The 6,000-nt window shown below is 68.8% G+C and carries 5 protein-coding genes; 3 read left to right on the top strand and 2 right to left on the bottom strand.

The window, feature by feature from the left end; translation table 11 throughout:
• Window positions 1–211 precede the first annotated feature (211 nt).
• On the bottom strand, window positions 212–1,687 hold the full coding sequence (locus tag ASD47_RS03790) for a sigma-54 dependent transcriptional regulator (RefSeq protein ID WP_056751873.1): 1,476 nt from the start codon (window positions 1,685–1,687) through the stop codon (window positions 212–214).
• 150 nt (window positions 1,688–1,837) lie between these two features.
• Window positions 1,838–2,233 carry a hypothetical protein gene (locus ASD47_RS03785; RefSeq protein ID WP_056751906.1) on the bottom strand — a complete coding sequence of 132 codons (396 nt, stop codon included), beginning with the start codon at window positions 2,231–2,233 and terminating at the stop codon, window positions 1,838–1,840.
• Window positions 2,234–2,407: 174 nt separating this feature from the next.
• Here ASD47_RS03785 and ASD47_RS03780 point away from each other — a divergent pair, with 174 nt between their 5' ends.
• From ASD47_RS03780 to ASD47_RS03770, 3 genes are read left to right on the top strand one after another with little or no spacing between them, the layout of a single operon-like run.
• The gene (locus ASD47_RS03780) at window positions 2,408–4,198 is read left to right on the top strand and encodes a M3 family oligoendopeptidase (protein WP_056751903.1); all 1,791 of its coding nucleotides are present in this window, start codon (window positions 2,408–2,410) and stop codon (window positions 4,196–4,198) included.
• A gap of 11 nt (window positions 4,199–4,209) precedes the next feature.
• On the top strand, window positions 4,210–4,572 hold the full coding sequence (locus tag ASD47_RS03775) for a nuclear transport factor 2 family protein (protein ID WP_056751870.1): 363 nt from the start codon (window positions 4,210–4,212) through the stop codon (window positions 4,570–4,572).
• Window positions 4,573–4,575: 3 nt separating this feature from the next.
• Complete coding sequence (locus ASD47_RS03770; protein ID WP_056751867.1) at window positions 4,576–5,970, top strand: AarF/ABC1/UbiB kinase family protein; 1,395 nt, start codon at window positions 4,576–4,578, stop codon at window positions 5,968–5,970.
• Window positions 5,971–6,000 lie beyond the last annotated feature (30 nt).

Raw genomic sequence — 6,000 nt, 5'->3', positions numbered from 1 at the left:
TTATCGGTCCCTCCGCCGGCGGTCCGCCTGGTGCTGAGAACACCAGGCGGACGTCCCGGAAGACACCAGCAGCTTACCGCTTCTCCAACAGACAAGGGGTCGATAAACGCAAAAGCCGCGCTCGGCCTTTCGGCTGGCGCGGCTTTCGATGTTTGAGAGACCCCTCATCCGTCAGCTTCGCTGACACTTCTCCCGCAAGGGGAGAAGGGAATTAGCTTGCTTCCTTGAAGTCCACGTCGATGCCCTGTTCGCGGACCTTGCGGTAGAGGGTCGAGCGGCCGATGCCCAGGCGGCGGGCCACTTCCGACATGTGGCCGGCATAGACCTCGATGGCGTGCTGGATCAGGTCGCGTTCGATCTCCTCCAGCGTCCGCAGGTGGCCGCGGTCGTCGAGGATGCGGACCGGCGACTCAGGGGCCGGGGTGCGGGCCATGGCCGCGTGGGCGGCCTGCAGCACGGCCGGCAGGTCGGGCTGGACGGCCGTCGCGGTCATGGCTTCCGGCGGCGGCGCGACGATCCCCGAGATGGCCGGGAAGTCGTAGGGCTGCAGATAGGGCGCGTCGGCCAGGATGATGGCGCGATAGACCGCGTTCTCCAGCTGGCGGACATTGCCGGGCCAGTCGAAGGCGCCGAGCAGCTTCAGGGTCTCCGGCGCGGCGCCGACCACCCGCTTGCCTTCCTCGACGTTGAAGCGGCGGACGAAGGCCTCGACCAGGGCGGGGATGTCCTCGCGGCGCTCGCGCAGGGACGGGGCCTCGATCGGGAAGACGTTCAGGCGGTAGTAGAGGTCCTCGCGGAACCGGCCCTGCGACACCGCGTGGGCGACGTCGCGGTTGGTGGCCGAGACGATGCGCACGTCCACCTTCTGCGAGCGCTTGGAGCCGATCGGGTCGATCTCGCCCTCCTGCAGCGCGCGCAGCAGCTTGACCTGCATGTCCAGCGGCAGTTCGCCGACCTCGTCGAGGAACAGGGTGCCGCCGTCGGCCTCCTTGAACTTGCCCAGGTGCTTGTCGGTGGCGCCGGTGAAGCTGCCCTTCTCGTGGCCGAACAGGATCGACTCGACCAGGTTCTCCGGAATGGCCCCGCAGTTGACGGCCACGAACGGCTTGCCGGCCCGTTCGGAGCCGCCGTGCACGGCGCGGGCGATCAGCTCCTTGCCGACCCCGCTCTCGCCGGTGATCAGGATGGGAATGGAGCTCTTGGCGGCCCGCTCGCCCATGCGCTTGACCAGGGTCATGGCGGGCGAGGTTCCGATCAGGTCGGCGAAGGTGGTGCGGTTGCCGGCCCGCTTGGTCAGGCGCTCGACCTCGCCTTTCAGGTCGCCCATCGACAGGGCGTTGCGGATCGAGACGGTGATCCGCTCGGGGGAGGCCGGCTTGATGAAGAAGTCGGTGGCGCCGGCCTGCATGGCCTTGACCACGGTGTCGACGCCGCCTGATGCGGTAAGAACGATCACGGGTTGGACAAACCCGCGCGCCCGCATCTCCTTCAGGGTGTCCTGGCCCGACAGGCCCGGCATCACCAGGTCCAGCAATACGACGTCCACCGGCGCGCCGCTGGCCAGGTGGGCCATGGCCGCGTCGCCGTTCTCGGCGTGCGACACCGAAAAGCCCTCGCGCTCGAGCACGGCCTGGATCAGCCGACGCTGAGTCGGATCGTCATCGACGACGAGAACCGTCTTGGACATTTGCAGACACCCACGTGAACCGGCCGCGTCCGACATGGGACAGGGCTCTTGTTGGTTCAGAGTGATACAGGCGCGGGGTAAAGACCGGGTTTCGGAGACGTGAGTCAGGGGTTAACGATCGCCCTTAACGGGGTATGACCATCCGCCGTCTCAGCCCGCGATCCTGCCTGGCGGCACGCGACGAACCGCCCCGCCGTTCTGGCTGATCAGGCGCGCGTCGATCCGGGTCTCGCCCTCGCGACCGACATGGCAGACGCCGACGAAGCGGCTCTTGCGCTGGGTCTTCTTCTCGATCGTGACGGCCTCGAACTTGACGTCCATGACCCCCGCCGGGTCGCCGTCGGAATCCATGTGGGTGATGTCGATGCCGTCCAGCGGCCCGATGTTGAACTTCTCCTTCAGCCGCTCGGTGCAGCTGTGGAACACCACGGCGCTGCGGAGCGTCTGGGCCAGCCAGCCCATCGGCTGGGGCTTGTCGGTCGCCATCGCGGACGGCGCGGCGACGAGGCTCACGGCCAGGGCGACAGAAGCGGTGATCCTGATCATCAATGCGCCCCTCGTCCCCGGTCCCTCTACGGCGGCCCTCGCCGACCGGCGGTATCCTAAGGCGCGGCTCGCCGTCACGCCCTTTAATTCGCGGTAATGCGGCGAGCCGCCCTCGCGACGGAAAGCTGCGGCCACGATTGCGCGCGTCTTTCGGCGGGGCCATATCCCTTGGCCATGAACGCGCCCTTCAAGACCGAAACCCTGCCCGAGTGGAATCTCGCCGACCTCTATGCTGGTCGCGACGATCCGAAGATCGAGACCGACCTGGCTGCGGCCAAGGCCGCCAACGACGAGCTGGCCTCGCTGGAGGGCCTGTTCCTCCAGGCCCGCGGCGAGCCCGAGCGCCTGGGCGTGCTGCTGGATCGCGGGATCCGGCTGTACGAGCAGGCCACCAATGGCCTGTGGGGCGTGGGGGCCTATGCGGGCCTGGCCGCCTCGACCGCGCGCGACGACCCGGCCTGGGCCAAGTTCGAGGCGGACCTGCGGGCCCGTTCCTCGGCCATCGCCGCCGAGAGTCTGTTCTTCTCGCTGGAGCTGAACCAGCTGGAGGACGGCGAACTGGAGGCGGCGCTGAAGGCCTATCCGGCCGCGGCCCGCTGGGTTCCCTGGCTGCGCCGCCTGCGCCTGTCGCGTCCGCACGAGCTGACGCCCGACCTGGAGCGCTACATCGTCGACCGCGGCCCGGCCGTCAGCAACTGGGTGCGGCTGTATGACGAGACTCTGGCCAAGCTTCAAGCCAAGGTCGGCGACGAGACCCTGACCCTGCCCGAGGCCCTGAACCGCCTGTCCGATCCCGATGGCAAGCGCCGCAAGGCCGCCGCCGATGGCCTGGCCAAGGCGCTGGAGGGGCGCGCCTCGACCCAAGGCCTGGTGCTCAACACCCTGGCCTTCGAAAAGCAGGTCGAGGACCGCTGGCGTCGGTTCGAAAACCCCGCCCAGTCGCGCCACCTGGCCAACGAGGTCGACGCCGACGCGGTCGACGCCCTGGAGCAGGCGGTGGTCGAGGCCTATCCGCGCCTGTCGCACCGCTACTACGCCTTGAAGGCCAAGGTCATGGGCCGCAAGACCCTCGACTACTGGGACCGCAACGCTCCGCTGACCGCCGCCGCGCCGCGCACCTATGACTGGACCGAGGCCAAGGCGGTGGTGCTGGACAGCTTCCAGGCCCTGGCCCCGAAGTTCGCCGATACGGCGGCGACCTTCTTCGACAAGCCGTGGATCGACGCCCGGCCGCGGGCCGGCAAGCAGTCGGGCGCCTATTCGCATCCGGTCACCGCCGAGCGGCACCCCTATGTGTTCATGAACTATATGGGCGAGCGGCGCGACGTGCTGACCCTGGCCCATGAGCTGGGCCATGCCGTACACCAGACCCTGTGCGCGCCGCTGGGCACCCTGCTGGCCGACACCCCCCTGACCCTGGCGGAGACCGCCTCGATCTTCGGCGAGGGCCTGGTGTTCGACCGCCTGCTGGCCGAGGCGACGCCCAAGGACCGCATGGGGCTGCTGGCCGGCAAGATCGAGGATGGGCTCAACACCGTGGTCCGCCAGATCGCCTTTCACCGGTTCGAGCGGCGCTTCCACGAGGCCCGCAAGGACGGCGAGCTGTCGCCCGACCAGATCGGCCGGCTGTGGGTCGAGGTGATGGCCGAGAGCCTGGGCCCGGCCGTGACCCTGAACGAAGGCTACGAGCACTACTGGGCCTATGTCAGCCACTTCGTGCACGCGCCGTTCTATGTCTACGCCTACGCGTTCGGCGACCTCCTGGTGCGGGGCCTGATGGAGAAGCGCCGCGAGGACCCGGAAACCTTCGCGCCGCTCTACGAGGACCTGCTGGCCGCCGGCGGCACGCGCACCTATGTCGAGGCCCTCAAGCCGTTCGGCCTGAACCCGCGCGAAAAGGCGTTCTGGGCCGCGGGCTGCGCCCAGCTGGAGCGCCTGGTGGACGAATTCGAAGCCCTCGTGTGATCGGAACCTAAATGCCCACCAAGGAACGCCTGGCGGAGTTCATCGCCACCGTCGAACGCAACGAGCATGTCGAGGCGATCGAGCGCTTCTATGCGCCGCACGCCTCGATGCAGGAGAACAACGCCCCGCCGCGCGTGGGTCGCGACGTCCTGGTCGCGCACGAGGCGGCCGCCCTGGCGCGGTTGTCGAAGATGGACACCCAGCCGGCGGTCATGGTGCTGCATGACGGCGACAATGTCGTCATCCAGTGGGTGTTCCTGATGACCAACAAGACCGGCGAGACGCTTCGGTTCGAAGAGCTGACACACCAGGTCTGGGAGGGCGATAGGATCGTTCGTGAGCGCTTCTTCTACGACTCCCGGCAGTTCGGCTAGGCGATGGCTGACGATCCGCGCGGCCCCTCGAAAGACCCCGAACGCAATCGCCTGGCCGGCCGCATGTCGCGCTTCGCCAGGGTCGGGGCGGGCCTGTCGGGGGCGGCGGTCAGCTACGGCGCCAACAGCCTGTTCGGCGGCGACAGCGCCGACGCCCGCAACGCCAAGGCGCTGAAGGCGGCCCTGGGCGGCCTCAAGGGCCCGCTGATGAAGGCGGCCCAGATGTTCGCCACGGTGCCGGACCTGTTGCCGCCGGAGTTCGCCGCCGAGTTGGCCGAGCTGCAGACCAACGCCCCGGCCATGGGCTGGCCGTTCGTCCGCCGACGGATGGCCGCCGAGCTGGGGCCGGACTGGGCGTCCCGGTTCCAGAGTTTCGAGCACGAGGCCGCCGCCGCCGCCTCTCTGGGCCAGGTGCACCGCGCGATCGCCCCCGACAGCCGCGCCCTGGCGGTCAAGCTGCAGTATCCGGACATGCAGAGCGCGGTCGAAAGCGACCTGGGCCAGTTGCGGGCCCTCATCGGCCTGTTCAAGCGGATGGACGGCTCGATCGACCCGACCGAGATGATCGTCGAGGTCGGCGACCGGCTGCGCGAGGAGCTGGACTACGAGCGCGAGGCCAGGCTGATGGCCGTCTATGGCGCCTTCTTCACCGGCCGCGACGACATCCGGGTTCCCGAGCCCGTGCCCGCCCTGTCGACCCGGCGCCTGCTCAGCATGACCTGGCTGGAGGGGCGGGGCCTGCTGGCCTTCAAGGACGCGCCGCAGGACACCCGCGACCGGATCGCCGCCCTGCTGTTCGAGGCCTGGTGGAGCCCGATGACCCACCTGGGGATCATCCACGGCGACCCGCACCTGGGCAACTACACCTTCGGCGGGACCGGGGGCGGCCCCGATGGATGGCGAGACGCTTCGCATCTGAACCTGCTGGACTTCGGCTGCATCCGCATCTTCCCGCCGAAGTTCGTGGGCGGCGTGGTGCGGCTGTACCGCGCGCTCTCGAACGACGACCGCGCCGAGCAGGTCGAGGCCTATCGCAGTTGGGGCTTCGCCAACCTCAATGACGACCTTGTCGACGTGCTGAACGTCTGGGCCCGGTTCATCTACGGTCCCTTGCTGGACGACCGGGTGCGCAGCGTCGCCGACGATGTGCCGCCCGGCGAGTACGGCCGCCGCGAGGCCTTCAAGGTGCGCCAGGCCTTGAAGGCGAAAGGCCCGGTGCTGATCCCCCGCGAGTTCGTGTTCATGGATCGCGCCGCCATCGGCCTGGGCGCGGCCTTCCTGCACCTGGGCGCGCGGCATAACTGGAAGGCGCTGTTCGAGCGTTCGCTGGAGGGCTTCTCGGAAGAGGGCCTGGCCCAGCGGCAGGCGGCGGTGCTCAGCGCGGCGGGGGTGGCGTGATCCGCTCCAAACTCCATTCATCCCGACGAA

The organism is Caulobacter sp. Root1472 (genome assembly GCF_001426985.1).
Classification (GTDB): Bacteria; Pseudomonadota; Alphaproteobacteria; order Caulobacterales; family Caulobacteraceae; genus Caulobacter; species Caulobacter rhizosphaerae.
This window is presented reverse-complemented; position numbering and strand designations above follow the sequence as displayed.